This window comes from Paracoccus sigandri, from assembly GCF_003709565.1.
Classification (GTDB): domain Bacteria; phylum Pseudomonadota; class Alphaproteobacteria; order Rhodobacterales; family Rhodobacteraceae; genus Paracoccus; species Paracoccus siganidrum.
Genome location: NZ_QNRC01000012.1, coordinates 50,309 through 74,439, shown reverse-complemented (window position 1 = coordinate 74,439; position 24,131 = coordinate 50,309). Strand labels below are relative to the sequence as shown.

The window sequence follows — 24,131 nt, the reverse complement described above, 5'->3', positions numbered from 1 at the left end:
GGATGAAACAGGGTCAGACCCAGCTTGACTCGGCGCGAAGGAATATGAAAACTTGATTTTCCTTCGATAAAGGAAGGCATCATATGGTTCGATTCACCCTGCGCCAATGCGCCTATTTCCGCGCGGTGGCCGAACAGGGCGGCATCGCGCAGGCGGCGCGGGTGCTGCACATCTCGCAGCCCTCGGTCGCGCAGGCCATCGACAAGCTGGAAGACGTGACCGGGCTGGTGCTGTTCGACCGCCATCACGCCCGCGGCCTGACCCTGACCCTGCAGGGGCGGCTGTTCCTCGATCATGTCGGCCGGCTGCTGGACCAGGCCGAACAGGTCGCGCGCGAGGCCGCGGCGCTGGCGGCGGAGACCGCGGGCGAGATCCGCCTGGGCATGTTCTGGACGCTGGCGCCCTTCCATGCCGCGGGCCTGGTGCGCAGCTTCGCCGAGGTCGCGCCCGGCGTGGTCGTCCGGCAGCGGGAAATGTCGCTGACCCAGCTGGCCGAGGCGGTGCGCGAGGGCTCGCTGGATGTCGCCGTGACCTATGACCGCGGCGCCGAGATGGAGGATCTGGAGCTGGTCGAGCTGGCGGCGCTGCGGCCGATGGTGGTCGTGGCGCGCGACCATCCGCTGGCCGGGCGGGCCTCGATCGACCTGGCCCTGTTGGCCGACCAGCCCTATGTCATGTTCGACGCGCCCGGCAGCCGCAGCTATTTCGAGGAGCTTCTGGCCGAGGGCGGGATTTCCCCGCCCATCGCCCACAGCTCGACCTCGATGGAGGCGGTGCGCAGCGCGGTCGCGGCGGGGCTGGGCTTCACGCTGCTGGTGATGCGCCCGCCCTCGCCGCTGACCTATGACGGGGGCGAGGTCCGCACCATCGAGATCGAGAACGAGGTCCGCCCGCTGCGGGTGGTGCTGGTCTCGCGCCGGGGCGGCCATTCGGGGCGGATCATGCGGCGCTTCGCCGAACATGCGGCGGCCTATTTCGCCGCGCGCCACCGGCCGGGTCCCGTCAGCGCATGAGCGTCTTCAGGTCGGTCCCCGCATCGGCCACAAGCGCGGGATCCACCGTCCTGCCCGCCTCGATCAGCCGCTTGCCGATCATATAGGCGCGCGGGTCGTTCATCGCGTCGACCGCCAGAAGCCGCGGGCCGGCATAATACCAGACGCTCAGCGCGCCTGCCGCGCCGGGCCGGGCGATCACCCGGTCATGGCCGGCATTCAGCCCGGCGATCTGCAGCTTGCAGTCATATTGGTCCGACCAGAACCAGGGCCGGGGCAGGTAATCCCGTTCCGCGCCCAGCAGGTTCTCGGCGACCAGCTCGGCCTGGGCGATGGCGTGCCCGACCGATTCGAGACGCATGAACCCGCCCCCGTAGGGAAAGGAGGCGCAATCGCCCGCCGCCCAGAGATGGGGAACCGAGGTCCGCCCCCGCGCATCGGTGCGGATGCCGTTCTCGACCACGGCCCCGGCCATCGCGGCCAGTTCGGTCGCAGGCAGGACCCCGATGCCGAGGATGACGAAATCGGCCGGCAACTCGCGCCCGTCCCGCAGCCGCACGGCCGCGACGCGCCCCTCGCCCAGCAGCCTGTCCAGCGCCGCGGTCTCGATCAGCGCGACGCCGCGATCGCGGTGCAACTCGCGGAAATAGGCCGAGGTCTCGGGCGCGGCGACGCGCTGCAGGATGCGGGGCGCCATCTCGGTCACGGTGACATCCAGCCCCAGCTTGCGGCCGACCGCCGCCGCCTCCAGCCCGATATAGCCGCCGCCGATCACCACCAGGCGGCGGCCGGGGACGAACTCGGCGCGGATGGCGTCTATATCCGCCAGGGTGCGGATGGTGTGGACCCCTGCCAGATCGCCCCCGATCCGGGCGGGCAGGCGGCGCGGCACCGCCCCGGTCGCCAGCACAAGCTGGTCATAGCCCAGGCTTTCCCCGCCGACCCGCAGGGTCCGGCTTTCGGCATCGATGGCGGTGACCGGCGCGCCCAGCCTCAGCGCGATCCGGTTGTCGCGCCAGTAATCGGCCGAGCGCAGCCACAGCCGTTCCTGCGCAAGCTCTCCCAGCAGATAGGCCTTGGTCAGCGGCGGGCGCTGGTAGGGGGGCGCGTCCTCTTCCCCGATCAGGGTGATCTCGCCCCCGAAATCCAGGGCGCGCAACCTGGCGGCCAAGGCGGCCCCCGCCTGTCCGGCCCCGACCACGACGATATGCGGCATGATGGCTCTCTCCGGTTCCGCCGGCCCCAGGGCGCGGCCTGGCCTGCCTCGGGGGTGTCGGCGCTTGCGGAAAAATGGGCCGGCGCGGCGCCGATGGCCACCAGCTTTTCCCGAAGCATTGCATCGCCTTTCCCGAAGCAGCGGGGCCTTCGGCAGCGCCGCACCGGCGCGAAGGACGGCATCCTCACGGCCAGGCGCGCGCCCGGCGCCGGAATCACCCGGCGCCGCTTCGGCAGGCGGCCAGCCAGGCCTCCAGCACGGCGATGCTCTCGGGCTCGTCCAGCCAGGGCACATGCGCCCGGCCCGGCACGTCGGCCCGGATCATGTCCGGCCGCCGCCGCTGCATCTCGGCGGCCACCCCGGCCGAGAGCAGATCGGAATTCGCGCCCCGGATCAGCGCCACCGGAAGGCCCGCCGTCGCCTCCCACAGCGGCCACAGATCCGGCGCCTCGCCCTCGAAGGCGGCCAGAAAGGCCTCGCGCAGGGCGGGGTCGTATCTGATCCGCAGTCCCTCGGGCGTTTCGTCGTAATGCCTCTGCGCATCCGCCAGCCAGCGCCCCTCGGGAACATCGGCAAAGCCCGGCATGGCGCCGGGCAGCCGCGCCGCCAGCGCCGCATGGGTCCGCGCCGCCGGGTTGCGCCCGACATAGTCGAAGATCCGCTCCAGCCCGGCGCGCTCGATCACCGGGCCGACATCGTTCAGGCACAGGCCCAGCAGCCGCTCATGCGCCACCGCCGCCAGCAAAAGCCCGATCAGCCCGCCGCGAGAGGTGCCCAGCACCGCCGCCCGGCCGATCCCCAGATGGTCCAGCAATTCCAGCGCATCGCGGCCCTCCTGCGGCACGGTATAGGTCGCGGCGCCAGTCCATTCCGACTGCCCGCGGCCGCGATAATCCATGCGGATCAGCCGCACATCCGGCAGATGCGGCGCGACATGGTCGAAATCGCCCATGTTGCGCGTCAGCCCCGCCAGGCACAGCACCGGCAAGCCCTCGCCCTCGTCGCGATAGGCCAGCCGCGCCCCGTCGCCTGCCTGAAAGAAATCAACGCCCATTCATCTTGGCCCAAATATCCCGCGGGGGGTCCGGGGGGCGCGAAGCCCCCCGGCCTCGCCTCACAGGTTTTCGCTCTGCGGCATGCCCAGCACGTGATAGCCGCCATCGACCATGACCACCTCGCCGGTGGTGCAGGCGCCCCAGTCCGACATCAGCCAGACGGCGGTGCCGCCGATCGCCTCCAGCGTGGCATTGGCACGCAGCGGCGCATTGGCCTCGGTGTGGCGGAAGGTCTTGCGCGCCCCGCCGATGGCCGCGCCGGCCAGGGTCTTCATCGGGCCGGGGCTGATCGCGTTCACCCGGATCCCGTCCGGCCCCAGGTCGTTGGCCAGGTAGCGCACCGCGCTTTCCAGCGCCGCCTTGGCCACGCCCATGACGTTGTAGAAGGGCGTCACCCGGTTCGAGCCCGCATAGGTCAGCGTCAGGATCGAGGAGCCCGGCGCCATCAGCGGCATGGCGCGCCGCGCCACCTCGATCAGCGAATAGCAGGAAATGTCCAGCGAATGCTTGAAATTCGCCCGGCTGGTATCGACGAAACGGCCGGTCAGCTCGTCCTTGTTGGAATAGGCGATGGCATGGATCAGGAAGTCCAGCCGCCCCCAGCGTTCGGCCAGCCCGGCGAAGCCCGCCTCCAGCGATGCGTCATCCGTCACATCCATGTCCAGCAGGACATCCGAACCCAGCGTCTGCGCCAAGGGCTGGACCCGCTTGCCGAAAGCCTCGCCCTGATAGCTGAAGGCCAGCTCGGCCCCCTGGGCCGCGGCCGCCTTCGCGATGCCCCAGGCGATGGAGCGGTCATTGGCGACCCCCATCACAAGGCCGCGTTTGCCCTTCAGAAGTTCGCCCATATGCCGTCCTCGTTCCTGTTTCTTCTTATTCCATGTATCTGGACATCAGCAGCGTGGCATTGGTGCCGCCGAAGCCGAAGCTGTTGGACAGGAGCGAATCCAGCCCGGCATCGTCCACGCGGGTGGTGGCAATCTCGCCCGGCTGCAGCTCGGGGTCCAGCGTGCCGACATTCGCCGAGGCCGCGATGAAGTCGTTCTGCATCATCAGCAGGCAATAGATCGCCTCATGCACGCCGGTCGCCCCCAGCGAATGGCCGGTCAGCGACTTGGTCGAGCTGACCGGGGGCGTGGACCCCTCGCCGAAGACGCGGCGGATCGCCTTGATCTCGCCGATATCGCCCACCGGGGTCGAGGTGCCGTGCGAATTGACATAGCTGACCTTGCGCCCCTCGGGCAGGGTTTCCAGCGCCAGCCGCATCGACCGCTCGCCGCCCTCGCCCGAGGGCGCGACCATGTCATAGCCGTCCGAGGTGGCGCCATAGCCCGTCACCTCGGCATAGATCTTCGCGCCGCGCGCCAGGGCGTGGGACAGTTCCTCCAGCACCACGACGCCGCCGCCGCCGGCGATCACGAAACCGTCGCGGCTGGTGTCATAGGGGCGCGAGGCGGTCTCGGGCGTGTCGTTGTATTTCGACGACATCGCCCCCATCGCGTCGAACAGGCAGGAAAGCGTCCAGTCCAGCTCCTCGCCGCCGCCGGCGAAGACGATGTCCTGCTTGCCCATCTGGATCTGCTCGACGCCATTGCCGATGCAATGCGCGCTGGTCGAGCAGGCCGAGGTGATCGAATAGTTCACGCCCTTGATCTTGAAGGGCGTCGCCAGGCAGGCCGAATTGGTCGAGGACATGCAGCGCGTGACCATGAAGGGGCCCATGCGCTTGGGGCTGCCCTTCTCGATGACGATCTGGTGGGCGTCGAAGAAATTGCTGGTCGACGGCCCGCCCGAGCCCATGATCAGCCCGGTGCGCGGGTTGGACACGTCGGCTTCCTCCAGCCCGCTGTCCCTGATCGCCTGCTCCATGGCGATGAAGTTATAGGCTGCGCCGGGGCCCATGAAGCGCAGGTTGCGCTTGTCGACATGGTCTTCCAGCACGATCTGCGGCATCCCGTGGATCTGGCTGCGGAAACCGTGTTCGGCATATTCCGGGGCGAAGACGATCCCGGACCGGCCGGCGCGCAGGCTTTCGGTCACCTCGTCGGCATTGTTGCCGATGGGCGAGACGATCCCCAGCCCGGTGATGACGACGCGTCGCATGAGAGGGCTCCTCCTGAATGTTTCTCAGCTGGCCGACAGCGCGACCTTCATGTCCTTGACCAGATAGATGGTTTCGCCATCCGCTTCGACGCGGCCATCCGCCACGCCCATGGTCAGCCGGCGGGTCTGCACCGCCTTGGTGAAATCGACGTAATAGCGCAGCATCTTGCGGTCGGGGCGGACCATGCCGGTCAGCTTGACCTCGCCCACACCCAGAGCATAGCCGCGCCCCTCCCAGCCACGCCAGCCCAGATTGAAGCCGGTCAGCTGCCACAGCCCGTCGAGGCCCAGGCAGCCCGGCATGATCGGGTTGCCGGGGAAATGGCAGGGAAAGAACCACAGGTCGGGATGGATGTCGAATTCGGCCACCACATGGCCCTTGCCATGCGCGCCGCCATCCTCGGAAATATCGGTGATGCGATCCATCATCAGCATCGGGGGTTCGGGCAGTTGCGCATTGCCGGGGCCGAACAGCTCTCCGCGCGCGCAGGCCAGCAGGTCGTCGCGGTCGAAGCTGGTTTGGGTCATTGCCATGCGGTCTTGCCTTTCCTGTCGGCGCGGGCGGGCGCGCCGCCATCGCCGTTTCGTGATCAAATTGACGTTCCGTCTATCATTCGCGGCAAACCGCGTGCAAGTGCAAGCGGGTTGCGGCGGATTGTGCCGCGACCGTGGCATCACAGCCGGTCGAAGACCGAGCCCATGCGCGGCGCGAACAGCCGCTCGTAGCTGCGCAGCAGGTGGGCGTCGGTCATCGCCGCCAGGGTGTCGCAGATCACCCGCAGGGCGTCCTCGCCCCGCCCCAGGCGGTCCCGCGCCTCGTCGGGCAGCAGGCGTTCGGGGTCGGATTCCAGCGCCTCGAACAGGGCGACGACCATGCGCTGGCCCTTGAATTCCAGCTGCTGGACGCCGGGGCTGCGGATCAGGCGGCGGAAGACGAAATCCTTCAGCGCCGCCAGGAACGCGGCCTGCGGGGCGGGCAGGGCCGCGCGCCAGCGCAGCAGCGGATCGGCGAATTGCGGCGCCTGGGAAAATTCGACGGCGGTGATCAGATGCCCGACCATGCGGCTGATATGGCGCTTGCGGCTGCCCGCCTCGCCGAACAGCGCGGCGACCATGCTGGCATGGGGATCGTTGCTTTCGCCGGGATAGTCGCGCCGCAGCGCCGCGACGAAGGAGGAGCAGCGATCCGGCGTCACTTCCTCGCGGAACTGCTCGGGCGTGACCAGCCGCAGGGCGATCGCGTCCTCCAGGTCGTGGACGCCATAGGCGATGTCGTCGGCCAGGTCCATCAGGCTGCAATCCAGCGACTTGTGCAGCGGTTTGCGGTGGCCCTCGGCGCCTTCGCGGCTGTCCTGGAAGGCGTCGCGATCCGCGGGGGACAGCGGCGCCAGGATCCAGTCCACGACATCGGATTCGCTGTCCAGGTAGCATTTCGGCGGCGTCGAGGCCGCCACGTCGATGGTCTGCAGCGTCGACAGGCCCCGGTGCAGGCGCGGGCTTATCGCCGGATTGCGCGCGGCCGAGAAGGCCAGCGGATATTTCAGCACGCCCAGCAGGCTGCGCCGGGTCAGGTTCGCGCCCGCATTGGCCGAGAAATTCTCCAGCCGCGACAGGATGCGCAGGGTCTGGCCGTTGCCCTCGAAGCCGCCGGGCTGGCACCCGTCGCGGTCGCGCATGCAATAGTTCAGCGCCACCTCGCCGCCATGGCCGAAGGGCGGGTGGCCCAGGTCGTGGGTCAGCGCGATGGCCTGGATCATCGCCCGGTCGGGCAGGGCGGCGGCGGCGGGGTGATCCGGGAAGGCGCGGCGCAACCGCTGGACCAGCCCGCCGGCGATCTGCGCCACCTCCAGCGAATGGGTCAGCCGGGTGCGGTAGAAATCGCTGTCGCCCAGGTTCAGGATCTGCGTCTTGCCCTGCAGCCGGCGGAACGAGGCCGAATGGATCACCCGGCCGAAATCGACATCGCCCTCGTCGCGGGCATCCGCGTCCTGCCGGCGCCAGCCCTCGCGCCGTTCCAGCCAGGCTGCGGGGTCAGCCTGCATGCGGCGTTCCGTTCAGAACCATTGCCCCGGCTCCATCAGGCCCAGATCCATCAGCTGCTGCGACGACCAGTCGAACCGGTGCGAGCTGCGCCAGACGAAGCCGCCGATCCGGTCGCGCGAGCCCGGATTGCTCGCCAGGGCCTTGGCGACCCGGAACGAGGCGATGGCGGCGGTCAGGTTGTGGTGCCAGGGGCAGGAATAGGTGTTGTATTCCGGGATGTTGAAGCGGTGGTCGGGGGTGACGCGCAGCTCGGGCAGGGCGCGGAACAGGCCGATCCGGTCGATCCGGCGGCGGTCGGCGGGCACGAATTCCTCGAAGCGCCAGCGCAGCCCGCCGTGGAAATCCAGCTGCCGTTCCAGCGGGTGGCCGTCCGGGCCGGGCCGCCCCAGCGCGTAATAGCCGGTGCGGTCGAACATCGCCTGTTCCAGGTCGACGGCATCGGGGTGGGCCGCCAGGTCGGGCGCATAGAGGTCGATCACATAGGTCAGCATCGCGTCGCGCCGTTCCTCGGCATGGAAGGCCAGCATTTCCCCCACGCGGCGCGATTCCGAGAAGGGGAAGAACAGGAATTCGGCGTTGAAGCAGTAATAGAGCCAGGTGCCGGCGGGCACGGCCCGGATGACCGCGTTGACGGCGCCGACATGGGCGGCGGGGCGGCGGGTGTTCCAGATCAGGTTGGTGATATGGGTTGCGGTGTCCTGCGGCATCGCCACCGGCTCGGGCGACAGCGCCAGGACGTGGCGGAAGCCGGCGCGCAGGTGGTGCAGCAGGGTTTCCTCGACGGCGGCGGAATCCTCGATCAGGACGACGGCGATGGGTCCCTTCGCCAGCGTGGCGGGGCGCCGGGCCAGATAATCCTCCAGCCGGGGCGGGTTCATTGCATGACGGCCTTCACCTGCTCCAGGGCCTGCCGCAGCAATTCGGGATTGTCCGAGGCGCTCTCGACCAGCCGTTTCAGCGTCTGCTTCTGCAGGTCCGGAATGGCGGCATTGTCGATGATCCGCTCGACCTGGGCGGCGTCGAATCCCTCGGGGCTCAGCAGCGCCTCGATCCGCGTCGCGGTGACGGCCGCGTCGGCGGCCTCGTTGGTGGCCTCTGCCGCGTCGCGGGCCGCCTGGGCGGCGCCCGAGGCCGAGGCATTGCCCGCCGCGGTCGCCTGTCCCGCCACGTCCGAGGCGATGCCCGCCGCCGCATCGGCCGCGCGGGCGGCGGCGTCCAGCGCCGCCTCGGCGGCGGCCTCGGCCTCTTGCGCGGCCTCGCTGGCCTGGGGCAGGCCGGTCTGGTCCGAGGCACGGGCGGCCTCGGCCGCCGCATCCGCCGCGATCGCCGCCGCATCGGCCGCGGCGTCGGCGGCGGCATTGGCGGCCGCCTCGCGCTCGGCCTCCAGCGCGGCCTCTTCGGGCGAAGGTTCGGCGGACGTTTCCTCGGGCGCGGACTCGGGGGCCGAATCGGCTGGCGGCGGGGTGGTCTGGGTCGCCTCGGGCACCGGTTGCTGCGTCACGCTGGTCGATTGCCGGCTGTTCCACCACAGCAGCGCACCCAGAATGACGACCAGAATCACGATGACGGGCAGGATCTTGCGCATGGGGCGTCCTTTGCGACTGGAACGGCGTTGCCGCATCTATCGCATAGCGGCGTGCAGGGGAAAAGCCGGCAACCCGAAAGCGGATCGGCGAAATTCGACGTAAAAACCGACCCGACAGGCCCCCGGCACGATCAAATCAGGTTGAACTGGCGCCGCGCGGCGCTTATTTTCCGCCCATTCCCGCCATGGCCATAAAAGGAGCAACGCCATAGCCCGCAGACCGCATAACGCACCGCCCACCCGCGACACCGGCCCCCGCGTCAACGAACGCATCCGCGTGTCCGAAATCCGCCTGATCGGCGCTGATGGAGAGAATGTCGGCGTCGTGCCGCCATCCGTCGGGCTGCAGATGGCGCAGGATGCCGGGCTGGATCTGGTCGAAATCTCGCCGAATGCGACCCCGCCCGTCTGCAAGGTGATGGATCTCGGCAAGTTCAAGTACGAACAGCAGAAGCGCGAGGCCGAGGCGCGCAAGAAGCAGAAGATCATCGACATCAAGGAGGTCAAGTTCCGTCCGGGGACCGACACCCATGATTACGACGTGAAGATGCGCAACGTGATGAAGTTCCTCGAGGCGGGGGACAAGGTGAAGGTCACGCTGCGCTTCCGCGGCCGCGAGATGGCGCACCAGGAACTGGGCCTGGACCTGCTGAACCGGGTCAGGGACGATGTCGGCGAGGCCGGCAAGATCGAGGCCATGCCGAAGCTGGAAGGCCGCCAGATGGTGATGATGATCGCCCCGCGCTGAGGCGGTCTGCGATCGGAAGGAACCGGGCCGCGCTGGCACTGCCGCGCGGCCTTTGCTTTGCAGGAAACGGGGGACGACATGGCGCAGGCACCGGTCATCAGGATCAAGCGGCTGGAGGGGGCGGACCCCGCCCTGCCGCTGCCGCGATACGAAACAGTGGGTGCGGCGGGGGCCGATCTGCGCGCCGACCTGCCGGAGGGGCTGGAACTGGCGCCGGGCCAGCGGGCACTGGTCCCGACCGGGCTGGTCTTCGAGATCCCCGAGGGCTGGGAGGTGCAGATCCGCCCGCGCTCGGGCCTGGCGCTGAAACACGGGGTGACGCTGGTCAATGCGCCGGGCACCATCGATTGCGACTATCGCGGGCCGGTCGGCGTGATCCTGGTCAATCTGGGGCAGGAACCCTTCCGCATCGGCCATGGCGACCGCATCGCGCAGATGGTCGTCGCCCCCGCCCCGCAGGCCCGTTTCGAGGAAGTGGCCGCGGTCGGCGGCACGGCGCGCGGGGCGGGCGGCTTCGGCTCGACCGGGGTCGCGGCAGAGCGCGGGGCGCAGGCCGGGGCCGGCGGCACGGGCTGATGCTGGGGCTTGCGCTTCTTGCCGGGCTGGGGGCGCTGGCCTTGCTGCTGCGGCTGCCGGGGCGGGTCGCGGCGCTGGCGGCGCTGCTGCTGTGGGCGGGGATCCTGCTGCTGCACGGGCTGGCGCCGAACAGCCCGGCGGCGCGCGCCCTGGGGGGCGATCTGCGCATCTGGCTGGTCGCCGGCGGCGCGGCGCTGCTGGTGCTGGCCTATCGCGCCGGGCTGCGCCGCCTGCGGGCGGGCGCGATCCCGGTTCCGGGTCCCGAACCCGCCGCGCAGGACGGCATGAGCGATGCCGAGCTTGACCGCTATGCCCGCCACCTGGTGCTGCGCGAGATCGGCGGTCCCGGCCAGATGCGGCTGCGCGGGGCGAATGTGCTGGTCGTCGGCGCGGGGGGACTTGGCGCGCCGGTCTGTCTCTATCTGGCGGCGGCGGGGGTCGGGCGGATCACCCTGGCCGACGACGATACGGTCGGGCTGTCGAACCTGCAGCGGCAGGTGATCTTTCGCGCCGATCAGCGGGGCCAGATGAAATCCCGCGCCGCCGCCGCCAATATGGGCGCGCTGAACCCGCATGTCGCCGTCACCGCGCTGGAGCGCCGCATCACCGAGGCCGATACCGCGCTGGTCGCCGCGCATGACCTGGTGCTGGACGGCACCGACAGCTTCGCCAGCCGAGAGGTGGTCAACCGCCTCTGCGTCCGGGCGGGCGTGCCGCTGATCGCGGGGGCGATCGCGCAATGGGAGGGGCAGGTGACGCTTTACGACCCGGCGCGCGGCGGCCCCTGCATGGCCTGCCTGTTCCCCCAGGCGCCCGCCCCCGGCCTTGCGCCGCCCTGCGCCGAGGCGGGCGTGATCGGCCCCCTGCCGGGCGTGGTTGGCAGCCTGATGGCGCTGGAGGCGATCAAGCACCTGGCCGAGGCGGGGCAGGGGCTGCGCGGCCGGATGCTGATCTTCGACGGGCTCTATGGGGAAAGCCGGATGATCGGCACCAATGCCCGCCCGGATTGCCCGGTTTGCGGTGGTGGCCATTTCGTGACTGGAACATGACGGCGGGGACTTCTAAGTAAGCCCCTGAAACCGCAGGAGGTCCGCATGAATTCCGAACTGATCCGCTGGACCGGCCCCGAGGGGCTGCCCCGTTTCGACCGGATCGCTGACGGCGATTTCGCCGCGGGTTTCGATGACGCCCTGGCCCGCGCCGAGGCCGCGATGGAGGCGATCGCCGCCAATCCCGAACCGCCCAGCTTCCAGAATACCCTGGCCGCGATGGAGGTGGCCGAAGAGGGGCTGAACCGCGTGCTGGCGATCTTCTACACGCTGGCCTCGGTCGATTCGAACCCGCTGCGGCAGGAATTGCAGCGCGATTTCGCGCCGCGCCTGGCGGCCTATAACAGCCGGGTCAGCATGGATCCGCGGCTTTACGCGCGGGTGAAGGCGGTGGCGGCGGACCTGGCGGCGCTGGATCCGCAGGACGCGCGGATCACCGAACTGGCCCTGCGCGACCTGACGCGGGCGGGCGCCGGGCTGGACGAGGCCGCGCGCGAACGCATGGCCGCGATCCGCGCCCGCATGGCCGAGCTGACCACGAAATTCACCCAGAACGTGCTGGCGGACGAGCGCGACTTCGTGCTGCCCCTGCGGGACGACCAGCTGGCCGGGCTGCCCGACTGGCTGGTCCGCGCCATGCGCGCGGCGGCGAAGGAACGCGGGCTGGACGGGCAGGTCGTCACGCTGAACCGCTCGCTGATCGTGCCCTTCCTGGAACATGCCCGGGACCGGGCGCTGCGCGAGCTGGCCTTCCGGGCCTGGGCCGCGCGCGGCTCGGGCGAGGGCGCGGGGGGTGCGGCCACCGACAACCGCGCCATCGCCGCCGAGATCCTGGCGCTGCGCCACGAGCGCGCGCAATTGCTGGGCCATGCCGATTTCGCCGCCTGGAAGCTGGAGCCCGAGATGGCCGGCACCGCCGGGCGGGTCGAGGAACTGCTGCACCAGGTCTGGGACGCCGCCCGCGCCCGCGCGGCCGAGGACGAGGCGAAGCTGACCGCGATGCTGCATGCCGACGGCGTCAACGGCGCGCTGGAACCCTGGGACTGGCGGCTCTACGCGGAGCGGCTGCGCCGGCAGGCCCATGATTTCGACGCCGACCGGGTCAAGCCCTATCTGACGCTGGAGGCGATGCTGGGCGCGGTCTTCGACGTGGCCAATCGCCTGTTCGGGCTGGAATTCCAGCCCATCGAGGCGCCGCTCTGGGCGCCGGAGGTGCGGGCCTGGCGGGTGACGCGCGACGGCCGGCCGATGGCGATCTTCCTGGGCGACTACTTTGCGCGGCCCTCGAAACGCTCGGGGGCCTGGTGTTCGGCGCTGCAGGTCCAGCACAAGATCGGGCAGGGGCAGCGGCCCATCGTGGTCAATGTCTGCAACTTCACCCCGCCCGAGCAGGCCGGCGCGCCCGCCTTCCTGTCCTGGGACGACGCGCGGACGCTGTTTCACGAATTCGGCCATGCGACGCATCACATCCTGTCGGACGTGAAATGGCCCTCGATCTCGGGCACCTCGGTCGCGCAGGATTTCGTCGAGCTGCCCAGCCAGCTGTATGAGCATTGGCTGGAACAGCCTCAGGTGCTGGACGCCCATGCCCGGCATTTCGAAACCGGCCAGCCGCTGCCCGCCGATCTGCGCGACCGGCTGCTGGCGGCGGGCAAGGCGGATGCGGGCTTCGCGACCACCGAATACCTGGAAAGCGCGCTGGTCGACCTGGCCTTCCATCGCGGTCCGCCGGCGGGCGACGTCATGGCGCGGCAGGCCGCGATCCTGTCCGGGCTGGGCGCGCCATCGGCGATTCCGATGCGCCACGCGACGCCGCATTTTGCCCATGTTTTCAGCGGCGACAGCTATGCCAGCGGCTATTACAGCTATATGTGGTCGGAAGTGATGGACGCCGACGCCTTCGCCGCTTTCGAGGAAACGGGCGACATCTTCGACCCCGCCACCGCCCGCCGGCTGGAGGAGACGATCCTGTCGCGCGGCGGATCCGCGCCTGCCGACCAGCTGTGGATCGCGTTCAGGGAACGGATGCCGGGGGTCGAGGCGTTGTTGCGTGGGCGCGGCTTGATCTGACCGCCCCGTCAGCAAGGGAGAGACGCGATGAAGACTTCGGGCACCGTCCTGATCCTGTCGGCCTTGGCCATCGCCGCCTGCGTACCCGATGCCGTGCCGGAAAGCGGGTCGGATCCGGCGCCGGGCGATCCGGTGCCGGTGATCGACGGACGCTATGATCTGGATGCCGCCCAATGCGGCGACCCGAACTCGCAGACCCGGATGACCGTGCAGGGCGACGGGTTCGAATTCTACGAATCCAGCTGCACCTTCGGCCGCAAGGGCGGCCAGTCGGGGGCCTCGGAAGGGGTGATGATCTGCCTGGGCGAGGGGCGGCGCTTCACCCGCGACCTGCGGCTGGAAAGCCGGCCCGAGGGGCTGGTGCTGCACGAGAACGGCAGCCAGCGCGTCTATGCGCGCTGCCCCGCCTCGGCCTGAGCCGCCCGGCCGGGGCCGAGCGCCGGGGCCGCGATCAGTCCCGGACCTCGCCCGGATCGACGCCCCAGATGGCCGATTTGGGCACCCAGCCGCGTTCGCCCCCGCCCGAGATGCGGCACCAGTCGGGGTTGCATTCGCCCAGGCGGACGATGGCCCCGGCCTCGGCCCGCGCGACCACGTCCGCCTCCATGTTCGGCCTTGCCCGCAGCTCGGCCATGTCCTCGACGACCAGCGCGGTGCGCACGCCCGACAGCAGCGCGTAATGGATCCAGCCGCCGGCACCGTCCTTATCCTCGACCCGGCGCCAGTGGCCGAATTCGGCGACCACCCGCAGCGGCATCCCGGCATGGCGGAAGACCCAGTCGATCCGGTGCGACAGGCTGGGGCCGCGCCGCGCATTGCCTTCGCCGCCCTTCAGGCTGACATAGCGGGGCAGGGGCAGGTTCGTCACCGGGCCGCGCATGGTGCCGCCGCCTTCGGGGGTGCGGCTGATCTGCGCATCGGCCGAAGGCGCCGCCTGCGCCAGGCGGACGGGCTGGCCCGCCCCCGGCCCCTCGGCCCCCGGTCCATCTGCCGCTACCGGGCCCGCGCCCCAGGCCATCGCAGCCGCCATCGCCACCGCCGCAGCCAGACCCATCGCCCCGCGGTGCCCGAACCCTATCCGTGCTGTCATCCGTTTTCCGTTTCTGCCTGACCCAACCGCCGGTCGCCCTCTTGTTTCCGGGCCGTCCGCCGGTGGGGCCTTGCCCCGCTGCCCGCGACCCGTGGGGTCTTGTGCCTGCCCCTCATCGCGGGCAGTTTGCCAAAAGCCGTCCGTCATTGGAAGTGCGCGGCCGACACGAGTTCGAGAAAGTGAGGTCATCATGCAAGCCGTCCCCACCTCGCCTGCCCGCCAGCGCCTTCGCGTCGCGGTGACGCGCCGCCTGCCCGAGGCGGTCGAGACCCGGATGAAGGAGTTGTTCGACGTCGCGCTGAACGAATCGGATCGCAGGATGAGCCGGGACGAGCTGGTCCTGGCGATGCAGAACAGCGACGTGCTGGTGCCCACCGTGACCGACCATATCGATGCCAACATGCTGGCGCAGGCCGGCGGGCGGCTGAAGCTGATCGCGAATTACGGCGCCGGGGTGGACCATATCGACGTGCTGTCGGCCCGGCAGCGCGGGGTCCTGGTGTCGAACACGCCGGGCGTCGTGACCGAGGACACCGCCGACATGGTGATGGCGCTGATCCTGGGCGTGACGCGGCGCATCCCCGAGGGCATGGCCGAGATGCAGGCCGGGCGCTGGCAGGGCTGGGCGCCGACCGCGCATCTGGGCGGGCGCGTCGGCGGGCGGCGCCTGGGGATCCTGGGCATGGGCCGGATCGGCCAGGCGGTCGCGCGGCGCGCCAATGTCTTCGGGATGCAGGTCCATTACCACAACCGCCGCCGCCTGCGCCCCGAGATCGAGGCGGAATTGCAGGCGACCTGGTGGGAGAGCCTGGACCAGATGCTGGCGCGGATGGACATCATCAGCGTGAACGCGCCGCATACGCCCTCGACCTTCCATCTGCTGAATGCGCGGCGGCTGAAGCTGTTGAAGCCGACGGCCGTGGTGGTGAACACCTCGCGCGGGGAGGTCATCGACGAGAACGCCCTGACCCGGATGCTGCGCGCCGGGGAGATCGCCGGGGCGGGGCTCGACGTGTTCGAGCATGGCCACGAGATCAACCCGCGGCTGCGGGAACTGCCCAATGTGGTGCTGCTGCCGCATATGGGGTCGGCCACGGTCGAGGGGCGCGCCGAGATGGGCGAGAAGGTCATCATCAACATCAAGACCTTCGCCGACGGGCACCGGCCGCCGGACCTGGTCGTGCCGAGCATGCTGTAGCCGGGGAAGGCGGCGGCCGGGGCAGGGGGGCGCTGCCCCCATCCCCGTGCCGGGGATTCCCCCGGGGTATTTTGCGCAACGGAGATGAGGGCGGGCATGATGTCCCGAGCTTACGCCGCAGGAGGGGCCGGACGGCTGGCCGTTTCGGGGCTGTTCTTCTGCAACGGGGTCCTGGTCGGCAGCTGGGCGCCGAAGCTGCCGGTGCTGATGCAGCGGCTGGGGATCGGCGAGGCCGTGGCCGGGCTTCTGGTCCTGGCGCTGGGGCTGGGGTCGCTGGTGGTGATGCCGCTGGTGGGGGCGATGGTGGCGCGGCGCGGCTCGGACGCGGCGCTGCGGCTGATGGCGGTGCTGGCCTGCTTGCCGCTGCTGCTGGTCACGCTGGCGCCCGGCTTGTGGACGGTGGCCGTCGCGGTCTTCCTGTTCGGGGGGATGCTGGGCGGCATGGATGTGGCGATGAACGCCAATGCCGTCGCGGTCGAGCGCGCGCGGCGCCGGGCGATCATGTCCTCGTGCCACGGGTTCTGGAGCCTGGGGGCCATGGCCGGCGCGGGCCTGGGCGGGATGCTGATGGCCGGGCTGGGCGAGACGCGCCACGGCCTCATGGTCACGCTGCTGGTGGGCCTGGCCGTCGCCTGGCTGCTGCCGCGCCTGCTGCATGACCGGCCGAGTGCTGCCGAGCGCGGCCAGAAGCTGCGCCTGCCGCGATCACCCATGCCCTATGTGATCGGCACGGTGGCCCTGTGCTGCATGATCCCCGAGGGGGCGGTGCTGGACTGGGCGGCGGTCTATCTGAAGCGCGAGTTGGGCGCCTCGCTGTCGCTGGCCGGCTGGGGATTCGCGGCCTGTTCGGGCACGATGGCGGTGATGCGCTTCCTGGGCGACGGGTTGCGGCGCCGGCTGGGCGCGGTGAGGACATTGCGGCTGAGCGCGATGGCGGCGATCGCCGGGCTGGGCCTGGCGGGCATGGCGGGCAGCGCCGGCTGGGCCATCGCGGGTTTCGGCCTGGCCGGGCTGGGCATCGCCAACATGGTGCCGATCGCCTTTTCGGCGGCGGGCAACCTGCCCGGCATGGCGCGCGGGGTCGGGCTGTCGGTGGTGACGATGATGGGCTATTCCGGGATGCTGTTCGCGCCGGGCTCGATCGGGTTTCTGGCCGAACATGTCAGCCTGGCCAGCATCTATGCCGGGCTGGCGGTGCTGCTGCTGGTGCCGCTGAGCCTGTCGCATCTGGTCGCGGCCGCCGATTTCGAGGCTCGGGAGTGAGGTGGTATGGTTGGAGGGCGGCTTTGCGGGACGAAGCGGACATTGAGCGGGGGTGCGAGTGAGTGCTATCGCGATGCGACGACTTCGTCAGATCAATCAACCATCCTGAAGAGAATGCACAATATGATTGGTTACGTCACCGTCGGCGCTGACGATATCGCTCGCGCGAAAAGGTTCTTCTCTGCCTTGCTGCCAGCCCTTGGCTACGAACTGACGGAGGGAGAAGACGGTCTGAGTTACGTGCTGCCCGATCAACCGGATGGGTCAGCCGTTCTTCCGGATTTCTATGTCAAACCTCCCTTTGACGGACGCCCGGCCACGGCTGGCAACGGCGCGATGGTCGCATTTCAGGCTCGCAGTCAAAAGCAAGTTCGTGACCTTCACGCCGCGGGTGTTGCCGCTGGCGGCGTTGACGAGGTCCAACCGGGATTCCGTGACTTGTATGGACCCCACTTTTATGTCGGTTACCTTCGTGACCCTCAGGGCAACAAGATCGCCCTGTTCTCCAACGATCCGAACGAACCGGGGCGAGACGGATAGTGCGGGTTCCTGCGGGCGCGTAAGGCCATGTCATTCCGGCTGGTAGCCAGTAGAATGGCCGCTAGGAGCTTACCGCCCCCGCGATTTCACCGGTAAACCTGCTCCTCGGTCGGGAAGCTGCGGTCGCGGACGGCGGCGGCGTATTCGGCGATGGCCGCCGATGCCCGCGGCCCCAGGTCGCCGAACTTCTTCACGAAGCGCGGCACCCGGCCCGACAGGCCCAGCATGTCGTCCAGCACCAGCACCTGCCCGTCGCAGCGGGCCGAGGCGCCGATGCCGATGGTCGGCACCGGCACGGCCTCGGTGATGCGGTCGGCCAGGCCCTCCATCACGCCCTCGACCACGATGCTGAAGGCGCCGGCCTCGGCCACGGCCGTCGCGTCCTCGATATGGGCGGGCCAGCTGTCCTGGTCGCGGCCCTGGGTCTTGAAGCCGCCCATCGTCAGCGTGGATTGCGGGGTCAGCCCGACATGGCCCATGACCGGGATGCCGCGCCGGGTCAGGAAGCGGATCGTGTCGGCCATGCGCGCGCCGCCCTCCAGCTTGACGGCGCCGCAGCCGGTCTCACGCATCATCCGCGCGCAGTTGCGGAAGGCCTGCTCGGGGCTTTCCTCGTAGCTGCCGAAGGGCATGTCGATCACCACCATGGCGCGGCGGCTGCCGCGCATGACGGCCTGGCCGTGCAGGATCATCATCTCCATGGTCACGCCGATGGTCGATTCCAGCCCGTGGACCACCATGCCCAGGCTGTCGCCGACCAGGATCACGTCGGCATGGTCATCGACCAGCGCCGCCAGCGGCGCGGTATAGGCGGTCAGCACGACGATGGGCTGGTCGTTCTTGCGGGCGGCGATTTGCGGCACGGTGACGCGGCGGATCGGGGCTTGCGCGGACATGGGATCTCCTTACGGGTGGGCGACGCGCTGGTCGATCAGCAGGACGGTGCCGAAGCGCACCGCCAGCAGGATCACGACCGGGCGGTCGATGGTGACGATGCGCGACAGGTCGGCCGCATCGCGGATGTCGATCGAGCGGACCTCGGCCCGCGGCTCGGCGGCGATCAGCGCGCGCAGCTCGCGCCGGATCGCGCCAAGGGGGCTGCCCGCCTGGACCATCGCCTGGGCCCGGTCCAGCGCGCGGGCCAGGATCGGGGCGGCGGCGCGGTCCTGGGGCGTCAGGCGCAGGTTGCGCGAGGACATCGCCAGCCCGTCCTCCTCGCGCACGGTCGGCACGCCGATGATCGCGACCGGCATGTCCAGGTCCGCGACCATCTGCCGGATCACGGTCAGCTGCTGGTAATCCTTTTCGCCGAAGGCCGCCGCATCGGGGCCGACGATGTTGAACAGCTTGGTCACCACCGTCGCCACGCCGCGGAAATGGCCGGGCCTGAGCCGCCCCATCAGCATCCGCGACAGGCCGGTCACGTCGACCATGGTCTGCGCGCCGGGGCGATAGATGTCCTGGACCGAGGGCAGGAAGGCCGCGTCCGCGCCGATCTGGCGCAGCAGGCGCAGGTCGTTTTCCTCGTCGCGGGGATAGGTGGCCAGATCCTCGTTCGGGCCGAACTGCGTCGGATTGACGAAGATCGAGGCGACCAGCCGCCCGCCGCCATGCGCGTCCAGCCAGTCGCGCGCCCGTTCGCACAGCGTCAGGTGGCCGCGATGCAGCGCCCCCATGGTCGGCACCAGCGCCACGCGCTGGCCCTCGGCGCGCCATTCCGCCACGCAATCGCGCATCGCCTGCTTGCTGCGGCAGATCTGCATCACTGTCCTCCCGGCCCCTCGGCGTGGCGCGCAACCTAAGGCTTCGGGGGGATTCAGGCAAGTGCTGCGACGCAGCATGTCGTTTTTGGCCGCCAAAGGTCGGGGCGATGGCTCCGGCGGGATCAGTCTCTGGCAGTAACGGGAGCAGAGAACAGGCCAGGGGAGTCGCGCCGATGAAAACGCATGTGAAGGTTCTTGTCGTCGGAGGCGGCGCGGTCGGCTGCGGCATCGCCCTGCATCTTGCCCGCGCCGGATGGGAGACGCTGCTGGTCGAGCGCGACGAGCTGACGGCGGGGTCCACCTGGCACGCGGCGGGCCTGCTGCCGCTGTTCAACATGGGCTATGCGACCAGCCATATCCACGACTATTCGGTCAGGCTCTATGCCGGGCTGGAGGCCGAGACCGGGCTGAACGCGGGCTTTACCCGCTGCGGCAACCTGCGCATGGCCCAGACCGATGCGCGGATGGACGAATACATGCTGTATTCCGCCACCGCCGAGACGGTGGGCGTCGAGCATGAATTCCTGACCCCCGCCCAGATCAAGGAACGCTGGCCGCTGCTGCGCACCGAGGACCTGAAGGGCGCGCTGTTCCACCCGACCGACGGCTATATCAACCCTGCCGACGTGACCCAGGCCATGGCCAAGGGCGCGCGGATGGCCGGCGCCAGCATCGAGCGCAAGCTGCAGGTCAACGGCTATCGCTGGACCGGCAGCGAATGGGTCGTCAGCTGCGAGAAGCTGGTCGAGAAGGGCGGCAACCTGGTCCCCTCGGGCGAGCAGTTCGAGATCCGGGCCGAACATGTCGTGACCGCGACCGGCAACCATGCGCAGCGCACCGCGCGACTTCTGGGCATCCGTATCCCCGCGATCCCGGTCGAGCATCAGTATATCGTCACCGAGCCCGACCCGGCGCTGGCCAGGTGGCGGGCCGAGGGCAACCCGGAACATCCGGTGCTGCGCGACGCCGACGCCAAGTGGTATGTCCGCGAGGAACGCGGCGGCTGGATCCTGGGCCCCTATGAGCGCAATGCGCCCGCCCGGTTCCTCTATGAGGTGCCCGAATCGTTCCGCGCCGATCTGTTCCCGCTGGACCTGGAACGGATCGAGGAGGAATACATGTCGATGATCCACCGCCTGCCGACCTCCGAGACGGTGGGGCTGAAGGACGATTTCAACGGCCCGATCTGCTATACGCCCGACGGCAACCCGCTGGTCGGCCCGGCGCCCGGCCTGCGCAACATGTGGCTGGCCGAGGGCTTCAGCTTCGGCATCACCGCGGCGGGCGGCGTCGGCCACTACCTGGCGCAGATGATGGTCGAGGGCGAGGCCGAGATCGACATGGCCAGCCTCGATCCGCGCCGCTATGGCGGCTGGATGACCACCGAATATGCGGCGCGGAAGAACGAGGAATGCTACGAGCATGTCTTCGTCCTGCACCATCCCGACGAGGAACGCGAAGCGGCCCGCCCGCTGCGCAGCTCGCCCGCCTATGACCGCCAGAAGGCGCGGGGCGCGCAGTTCGGCCAGGTGAACGGCTGGGAGCGGCCGAACTATTTCGGCCCGCTGGACGCGCCGGCCGGTTTCGACCACGATGCCCGCAGCTTCCGCCGCGGCGGCTGGTGGCAATATGCGAAGGCCGAGGCCGAGGCGATCCGCAATGCCGCCGGGCTGATCGACGCCACCGCCTTCGCCAAGCACATGGTCAAGGGGCCGGGCGCGACCGCCTTCCTGGACTGGCTGACCACCAACCGCCTGCCCAAGGTCGGCCGCATCAACCTGACCTATGCGCTGACCGACAAGGGCACGACGCGGACCGAATACACCATCGTGCGGCTGGCCGAGAACGACTATTACTTGGTCTCGGCCGGGGCCTGGGCGGCCTATGACGGCGACCACCTGCTGAAATCGGCCGAGGATTTCATGGCCTCGGGCGGCGAATTCGTCAGCATCCAGGACGTGACCACGCAATGGGGCGTCTTCGCCATCGCCGGGCCGGCCTCGCGCGATGTCCTGGGCCGGCTGATCCGCGATGCGCAGCCGGAAACCGCCTTGTCGAACAAGCGTTTCCCCTGGCTGTCCTCGAAACGGATCGAACTGGGCATGGTGCCGGTCCAGGCCATCCGCGTCGCCTATACCGGCGAATTGGGATGGGAGCTGCACCACCCGATCGAGATGCAGAACCACCTGTTCGACCGGCTGCTGGAGGCGGGCGAGCCGCTGGGGGTGAAGCTGGTCGGCGCGCGGGCGCAGAACTGGCTGCGGCAGGAGAAATCCTATCGCGCCTTCGGCACCGAGCTTGGCCGCGACGCCACGCCGCTGGAGGCCGGGCTGGATCGTTTCGTCGACCTCTCCAAGGAGTTCCGCGGCAAGGCGGCGATGGAGGCCACGGGCATCCGCTCGAAATGCGTCACGCTGCTGATCGACGGGCCGCAGGACGCCGATCCCTGGGGCCGCGAGGGGCTGTTCCTGGAGGGCCAGCGGGTCGGGCGGCTGACCTCGGGCGGCTGGTCGGTGGCCTTCGGCAAGCAGATCGGCATGGGCTATGTCCGCCCCGGCCTGGCCCAGCCGGGCACGAAGCTGAAGGTGCGCATGTTCCGCGAACTGTGGGATGCCGAGGTGGCCGAGGACAGCCCCTATGATCCGACCAACGCCCGGATCCGCGTCGACGGCTAGGCGTCCTCACCGGCAGGCGGCCGGGTTCAGCGCCCGGCCGCGTCGATCCGGTCCGCCAGCAGCAGCCGCAGGTGCCGCTCGTAATCCTGGGCGGGGAGGGGGCGGTCGGGCCGCGCCTGGCCCAGATGCAGCACCGCGAAGCCATGGGTCAGCGCCCAGACCGCGGGCGCCAGCGCCGCATCGCCGCCGCTGAAGGGCGCGCAGATCATCCCCAGGACGTCATGGCATTCCTGGGCGACCTGGCGCAGCCCGGCATCCCGGCCGTGATCCGCTTCCTCGAACATGACGTGGAACAGGCCGGGATGGGCGTCGGCAAAGCCGATATAGGCCAGGTTGCAGGCCAGCAGGCGGGCGAAGGGCTGCGGCGCGGGCCGCGCCAGCACCTGCGCCAGCTGGGCCAGGAACAGCTCGAAGCCGCGCCGGGCGATGGCGTTCTTCAGCCCCTGCAGCCCGTCGAAATGATATGCCGGCGCGGCATGGGAAACCCCGGCCCGCGCGGCCGCGCGCCGCAAGGTCAGCCCGCCGATCCCGGCATCCTCAAGCAACGCGATGCCGGCCTCGATCAGCGTGTCGCGCAGGCCGTTCCGGCCGTCCCTGGGGCGCGCCGCGCTCATGGCGTTACATGCAGTTGCATTGAACTTGACAGTGTAAAACATCTGTGGGAAATGCGCGCAGCCCAAATGGTGTGCTGTGGGCGAGCCGTGTCGGCAGGGGCGCGTTCTCGCGGTTTGTGATGTTGCATTGGGCACCCTGCCCGCAATCCCTCATGGTCTTTCCCCGGAATCTGTCAGGCGCTGGAATCTGTCAGGCCGCCGCCTGTGCGACGGCACGGGATCTACATGGCACCATGAACGACCAAATCAAAAAGCCGGACCCTGGACAGGTCCGGCTTTTTGATTTTGGAGCGGGCGATGAGATTCGAACTCACGACCCTTACCTTGGCAAGGTAATGCTCTACCCCTGAGCTACGCCCGCATCCGGTTCCTTCGGCGTTGCCGCCTTCGGTGAGCGGTGATTTATGGGACTGCGCCGGGGGGTGCAAGGGGAAAAATGGGTCGCCGGCCAGATTTTTTCCGTTGCTTGACAGCGCCGGGTTCGCGTCCGAACCTCGGCCCCGAGCAGCAGGAGGAAACGGTGCGTCCGGCCGATCAACTCGCCGATTTCGTCAGGGCGTCGCTGCAGGCGGGGCAGGGCCGCGAGGCCGTTGCCGAGGCGCTGCGGCAGGCCGGCTGGTCGGGCCGCGAGATCGAGGAGGCGCTGGCCGGCTGGGCCGATCCGGCGCCCGGCCTGCCGCCGGTGCCGCGTCCGCGCCCGGTCGTCTCGGCCCGCGACGCGGTGGTCTATGGGCTGCTGTTCGTGGCGCTGGTGACGATCGCCTGGCATGTCGTGCAGCTGGGCTTCGGCATCATCGAGGCGCTGTTGCCCGAACTGGACGACTGGGGCGCGGCGCCGGGCAGGATCCGTTGGGCCATCGCCGCGCTGGTGGCCTTCCTGCCGGTCTTCCTGCTGCTGGACCGGCGGGTGGCGCGGGCCTCGGGGCAGGATCCGGGGCAGCGGCGGTCGCTGGTGCGGCGCTGGTTCGCCTCGGTCGCGCTGCTGATCGCGGCGCTGGTGCTGCTGGGCGACCTGGTGGCGGTGGTCTATGCGGCGCTGACCGGGGACCTGACGCTGCGCTTCGCCGCCAAGGCGGTCCTGGTGGCCGTGATGGGCGGTCTGGTGCTGGCCTATTACCGGGGGGATCTGGATGGCTGAGCGGGTGCAGGGCTGGCCGGTCTGGGCGATCACCGCGCTGGCGCTGGCGGCGATCGGCGGCGGGCTGGCCGTGACCGGCGGCCCCATGCAGGGCCGGGTCGAGCGCCGGGACGATGTGCGCCGCAGCGACATCGCGGCGCTGGCGCGGCAGGCGAACTGCCTGTCGGCGGCCGAGGGGCGCGCGGATGGCGAGTTGTCGGCCACCGCGCTCTGTCCCGATCCGCCGCGCCTGGACGACCCCTATACCGGCACGCCCTACCGGGTCGAGCCGCTGGACGGGCGGCACATGCGGCTCTGCGCCGAATTCGAGCAGGACGAGGACCGGTTGTCGCGCCGATGGGCCTATGGCCTGGGCGAATGGCAGGGCGGTTGCGTGGTGATCCAGCTGTCGCAGCCCGGCTGAGGCTGAGGCG

24 protein-coding genes and 1 tRNA gene are annotated in these 24,131 nt (G+C 69.8%); 12 read left to right on the top strand and 13 right to left on the bottom strand.

Features of this window, described 5'->3' with window-relative positions; translation table 11 throughout:
- The first annotated feature begins 83 nt into the window (after positions 1-83).
- A complete protein-coding gene (locus tag C9E82_RS12615) occupies positions 84-1,013 on the top strand; it encodes a LysR family transcriptional regulator (RefSeq protein WP_119901128.1) in 930 nt (309 codons plus the stop codon).
- On the opposite strand, the gene C9E82_RS12610 is transcribed toward C9E82_RS12615, so the two are convergent.
- The 8 genes from C9E82_RS12610 to C9E82_RS12575 all read right to left on the bottom strand — a co-directional run bounded on the left by C9E82_RS12610 (position 1,003) and on the right by C9E82_RS12575 (position 8,994).
- Positions 1,003-2,208 carry an NAD(P)/FAD-dependent oxidoreductase gene (locus tag C9E82_RS12610; RefSeq protein WP_119901127.1) on the bottom strand — a complete coding sequence of 402 codons (1,206 nt, stop codon included), beginning with the start codon at positions 2,206-2,208 and terminating at the stop codon, positions 1,003-1,005. The two genes, C9E82_RS12615 and C9E82_RS12610, sit on opposite strands and share 11 nt — an antisense overlap.
- A 214-nt stretch (positions 2,209-2,422) precedes the next feature.
- A complete protein-coding gene (locus C9E82_RS12605) occupies positions 2,423-3,262 on the bottom strand; it encodes an alpha/beta fold hydrolase (RefSeq protein ID WP_119901126.1) in 840 nt (279 codons plus the stop codon).
- Positions 3,263-3,322: 60 nt separating this feature from the next.
- Positions 3,323-4,111, bottom strand: coding sequence for an enoyl-ACP reductase FabI (locus C9E82_RS12600; RefSeq protein WP_119900743.1), 789 nt, complete (start codon positions 4,109-4,111; stop codon positions 3,323-3,325).
- A gap of 25 nt (positions 4,112-4,136) precedes the next feature.
- A complete protein-coding gene (fabB, locus tag C9E82_RS12595) occupies positions 4,137-5,366 on the bottom strand; it encodes a beta-ketoacyl-ACP synthase I (RefSeq protein ID WP_119900742.1) in 1,230 nt (409 codons plus the stop codon).
- Between the two features lie 24 nt (positions 5,367-5,390).
- Positions 5,391-5,900 carry a bifunctional 3-hydroxydecanoyl-ACP dehydratase/trans-2-decenoyl-ACP isomerase gene (fabA, locus tag C9E82_RS12590; RefSeq protein WP_119900741.1) on the bottom strand — a complete coding sequence of 170 codons (510 nt, stop codon included), beginning with the start codon at positions 5,898-5,900 and terminating at the stop codon, positions 5,391-5,393.
- A gap of 140 nt (positions 5,901-6,040) precedes the next feature.
- Positions 6,041-7,408: an anti-phage deoxyguanosine triphosphatase gene (locus C9E82_RS12585; RefSeq protein ID WP_119900740.1), complete on the bottom strand. Its 1,368-nt coding sequence runs from the start codon at positions 7,406-7,408 to the stop codon at positions 6,041-6,043.
- Positions 7,409-7,420: 12 nt separating this feature from the next.
- The gene (locus C9E82_RS12580; protein WP_119900739.1) at positions 7,421-8,287 is read right to left on the bottom strand and encodes a glycosyltransferase family 2 protein; all 867 of its coding nucleotides are present in this window, start codon (positions 8,285-8,287) and stop codon (positions 7,421-7,423) included.
- Positions 8,284-8,994 carry a hypothetical protein gene (locus C9E82_RS12575; RefSeq protein ID WP_240643681.1) on the bottom strand — a complete coding sequence of 237 codons (711 nt, stop codon included), beginning with the start codon at positions 8,992-8,994 and terminating at the stop codon, positions 8,284-8,286. Before C9E82_RS12575 ends, C9E82_RS12580 begins: the two co-directional genes overlap by 4 nt.
- 208 nt (positions 8,995-9,202) lie before the next feature.
- Between C9E82_RS12575 and infC the strand changes: the two genes are divergently transcribed.
- The 5 genes from infC to C9E82_RS12550 all read left to right on the top strand — a co-directional run bounded on the left by infC (position 9,203) and on the right by C9E82_RS12550 (position 13,854).
- Positions 9,203-9,742, top strand: coding sequence for a translation initiation factor IF-3 (gene infC / locus C9E82_RS12570; RefSeq protein ID WP_119900738.1), 540 nt, complete (start codon positions 9,203-9,205; stop codon positions 9,740-9,742).
- Positions 9,743-9,820: 78 nt separating this feature from the next.
- A complete protein-coding gene (dut, locus tag C9E82_RS12565; protein WP_119900737.1) occupies positions 9,821-10,318 on the top strand; it encodes a dUTP diphosphatase in 498 nt (165 codons plus the stop codon).
- Complete coding sequence (locus C9E82_RS12560) at positions 10,318-11,367, top strand: HesA/MoeB/ThiF family protein (RefSeq protein WP_119900736.1); 1,050 nt, start codon at positions 10,318-10,320, stop codon at positions 11,365-11,367. Before dut ends, C9E82_RS12560 begins: the two co-directional genes overlap by 1 nt.
- A 45-nt stretch (positions 11,368-11,412) precedes the next feature.
- Positions 11,413-13,437, top strand: a complete 2,025-nt coding sequence (locus C9E82_RS12555; RefSeq protein WP_119900735.1) for a M3 family metallopeptidase — start codon at positions 11,413-11,415, stop codon at positions 13,435-13,437.
- Between the two features lie 27 nt (positions 13,438-13,464).
- Positions 13,465-13,854 carry a hypothetical protein gene (locus tag C9E82_RS12550; protein WP_119900734.1) on the top strand — a complete coding sequence of 130 codons (390 nt, stop codon included), beginning with the start codon at positions 13,465-13,467 and terminating at the stop codon, positions 13,852-13,854.
- Positions 13,855-13,888: 34 nt separating this feature from the next.
- On the opposite strand, the gene C9E82_RS12545 is transcribed toward C9E82_RS12550, so the two are convergent.
- Positions 13,889-14,527, bottom strand: coding sequence for an SH3 domain-containing protein (locus tag C9E82_RS12545; RefSeq protein ID WP_244936024.1), 639 nt, complete (start codon positions 14,525-14,527; stop codon positions 13,889-13,891).
- A 190-nt stretch (positions 14,528-14,717) separates the two neighbouring features.
- Between C9E82_RS12545 and C9E82_RS12540 the strand changes: the two genes are divergently transcribed.
- From C9E82_RS12540 to C9E82_RS12530, 3 genes are all read left to right on the top strand, one after another.
- Positions 14,718-15,725 carry a 2-hydroxyacid dehydrogenase gene (locus tag C9E82_RS12540; RefSeq protein WP_119898234.1) on the top strand — a complete coding sequence of 336 codons (1,008 nt, stop codon included), beginning with the start codon at positions 14,718-14,720 and terminating at the stop codon, positions 15,723-15,725.
- Positions 15,726-15,824: 99 nt separating this feature from the next.
- Positions 15,825-16,988 (top strand): MFS transporter, encoded by a 1,164-nt coding sequence (locus C9E82_RS12535; protein ID WP_205962171.1) that lies wholly within the window; start codon positions 15,825-15,827, stop codon positions 16,986-16,988.
- Positions 16,989-17,111: 123 nt separating this feature from the next.
- Positions 17,112-17,528, top strand: coding sequence for a VOC family protein (locus C9E82_RS12530; RefSeq protein WP_119898236.1), 417 nt, complete (start codon positions 17,112-17,114; stop codon positions 17,526-17,528).
- Between the two features lie 86 nt (positions 17,529-17,614).
- Here the strand turns inward: C9E82_RS12530 and panB are convergent, their stop codons facing one another.
- Entirely contained in the window at positions 17,615-18,424 is an 810-nt protein-coding gene (gene panB / locus C9E82_RS12525) for a 3-methyl-2-oxobutanoate hydroxymethyltransferase (RefSeq protein WP_119898237.1), read from the bottom strand.
- 9 nt (positions 18,425-18,433) lie between these two features.
- The gene (panC, locus tag C9E82_RS12520; protein ID WP_119898238.1) at positions 18,434-19,291 is read right to left on the bottom strand and encodes a pantoate--beta-alanine ligase; all 858 of its coding nucleotides are present in this window, start codon (positions 19,289-19,291) and stop codon (positions 18,434-18,436) included.
- 173 nt (positions 19,292-19,464) lie between these two features.
- Between panC and C9E82_RS12515 the strand changes: the two genes are divergently transcribed.
- Positions 19,465-21,966, top strand: coding sequence for a GcvT family protein (locus C9E82_RS12515; RefSeq protein ID WP_119898239.1), 2,502 nt, complete (start codon positions 19,465-19,467; stop codon positions 21,964-21,966).
- Between the two features lie 26 nt (positions 21,967-21,992).
- Here C9E82_RS12515 and C9E82_RS12510 read toward each other — a convergent pair whose 3' ends face one another.
- Positions 21,993-22,580, bottom strand: a complete 588-nt coding sequence (locus C9E82_RS12510; protein ID WP_170162081.1) for a TetR/AcrR family transcriptional regulator — start codon at positions 22,578-22,580, stop codon at positions 21,993-21,995.
- Positions 22,581-22,866: 286 nt separating this feature from the next.
- Positions 22,867-22,941: transfer RNA gene (locus C9E82_RS12505), tRNA-Gly, on the bottom strand.
- Between the two features lie 159 nt (positions 22,942-23,100).
- Between C9E82_RS12505 and C9E82_RS12500 the strand changes: the two genes are divergently transcribed.
- Together C9E82_RS12500 and C9E82_RS12495 are read left to right on the top strand one after the other, a co-directional pair.
- Positions 23,101-23,718 (top strand): DUF5671 domain-containing protein, encoded by a 618-nt coding sequence (locus tag C9E82_RS12500; protein WP_119898241.1) that lies wholly within the window; start codon positions 23,101-23,103, stop codon positions 23,716-23,718.
- On the top strand, positions 23,711-24,121 hold the full coding sequence (locus C9E82_RS12495) for a hypothetical protein (RefSeq protein WP_122449291.1): 411 nt from the start codon (positions 23,711-23,713) through the stop codon (positions 24,119-24,121). The genes C9E82_RS12500 and C9E82_RS12495 overlap by 8 nt, the downstream gene beginning before the upstream one ends.
- The last annotated feature ends 10 nt before the right edge of the window (positions 24,122-24,131 follow it).

What these genes read in the sequence shown, in the direction of transcription:
- C9E82_RS12615 (WP_119901128.1), top strand. Translation starts at nt 84, where the DNA reads ATGGTTCGATTCACCCTGCGCCAATGCGCCTATTTCCGCGCGGTGGCC.
- C9E82_RS12530 (WP_119898236.1), top strand. Translation starts at nt 17,112, where the DNA reads ATGATTGGTTACGTCACCGTCGGCGCTGACGATATCGCTCGCGCGAAA.
- dut (WP_119900737.1), top strand. Translation starts at nt 9,821, where the DNA reads ATGGCGCAGGCACCGGTCATCAGGATCAAGCGGCTGGAGGGGGCGGAC.
- C9E82_RS12550 (WP_119900734.1), top strand. Translation starts at nt 13,465, where the DNA reads ATGAAGACTTCGGGCACCGTCCTGATCCTGTCGGCCTTGGCCATCGCC.
- C9E82_RS12580 (WP_119900739.1), bottom strand. Translation starts at nt 8,287, where the DNA reads ATGAACCCGCCCCGGCTGGAGGATTATCTGGCCCGGCGCCCCGCCACG.
- C9E82_RS12515 (WP_119898239.1), top strand. Translation starts at nt 19,465, where the DNA reads ATGAAAACGCATGTGAAGGTTCTTGTCGTCGGAGGCGGCGCGGTCGGC.
- C9E82_RS12510 (WP_170162081.1), bottom strand. Translation starts at nt 22,580, where the DNA reads ATGAGCGCGGCGCGCCCCAGGGACGGCCGGAACGGCCTGCGCGACACG.
- fabA (WP_119900741.1), bottom strand. Translation starts at nt 5,900, where the DNA reads ATGGCAATGACCCAAACCAGCTTCGACCGCGACGACCTGCTGGCCTGC.
- panC (WP_119898238.1), bottom strand. Translation starts at nt 19,291, where the DNA reads ATGCAGATCTGCCGCAGCAAGCAGGCGATGCGCGATTGCGTGGCGGAA.
- C9E82_RS12555 (WP_119900735.1), top strand. Translation starts at nt 11,413, where the DNA reads ATGAATTCCGAACTGATCCGCTGGACCGGCCCCGAGGGGCTGCCCCGT.
- C9E82_RS12605 (WP_119901126.1), bottom strand. Translation starts at nt 3,262, where the DNA reads ATGGGCGTTGATTTCTTTCAGGCAGGCGACGGGGCGCGGCTGGCCTAT.
- C9E82_RS12535 (WP_205962171.1), top strand. Translation starts at nt 15,825, where the DNA reads ATGTCCCGAGCTTACGCCGCAGGAGGGGCCGGACGGCTGGCCGTTTCG.
- C9E82_RS12495 (WP_122449291.1), top strand. Translation starts at nt 23,711, where the DNA reads ATGGCTGAGCGGGTGCAGGGCTGGCCGGTCTGGGCGATCACCGCGCTG.
- C9E82_RS12540 (WP_119898234.1), top strand. Translation starts at nt 14,718, where the DNA reads ATGCAAGCCGTCCCCACCTCGCCTGCCCGCCAGCGCCTTCGCGTCGCG.
- panB (WP_119898237.1), bottom strand. Translation starts at nt 18,424, where the DNA reads ATGTCCGCGCAAGCCCCGATCCGCCGCGTCACCGTGCCGCAAATCGCC.
- C9E82_RS12610 (WP_119901127.1), bottom strand. Translation starts at nt 2,208, where the DNA reads ATGCCGCATATCGTCGTGGTCGGGGCCGGACAGGCGGGGGCCGCCTTG.
- C9E82_RS12575 (WP_240643681.1), bottom strand. Translation starts at nt 8,994, where the DNA reads ATGCGCAAGATCCTGCCCGTCATCGTGATTCTGGTCGTCATTCTGGGT.
- C9E82_RS12600 (WP_119900743.1), bottom strand. Translation starts at nt 4,111, where the DNA reads ATGGGCGAACTTCTGAAGGGCAAACGCGGCCTTGTGATGGGGGTCGCC.
- fabB (WP_119900742.1), bottom strand. Translation starts at nt 5,366, where the DNA reads ATGCGACGCGTCGTCATCACCGGGCTGGGGATCGTCTCGCCCATCGGC.
- C9E82_RS12545 (WP_244936024.1), bottom strand. Translation starts at nt 14,527, where the DNA reads ATGACAGCACGGATAGGGTTCGGGCACCGCGGGGCGATGGGTCTGGCT.
- C9E82_RS12585 (WP_119900740.1), bottom strand. Translation starts at nt 7,408, where the DNA reads ATGCAGGCTGACCCCGCAGCCTGGCTGGAACGGCGCGAGGGCTGGCGC.
- C9E82_RS12560 (WP_119900736.1), top strand. Translation starts at nt 10,318, where the DNA reads ATGCTGGGGCTTGCGCTTCTTGCCGGGCTGGGGGCGCTGGCCTTGCTG.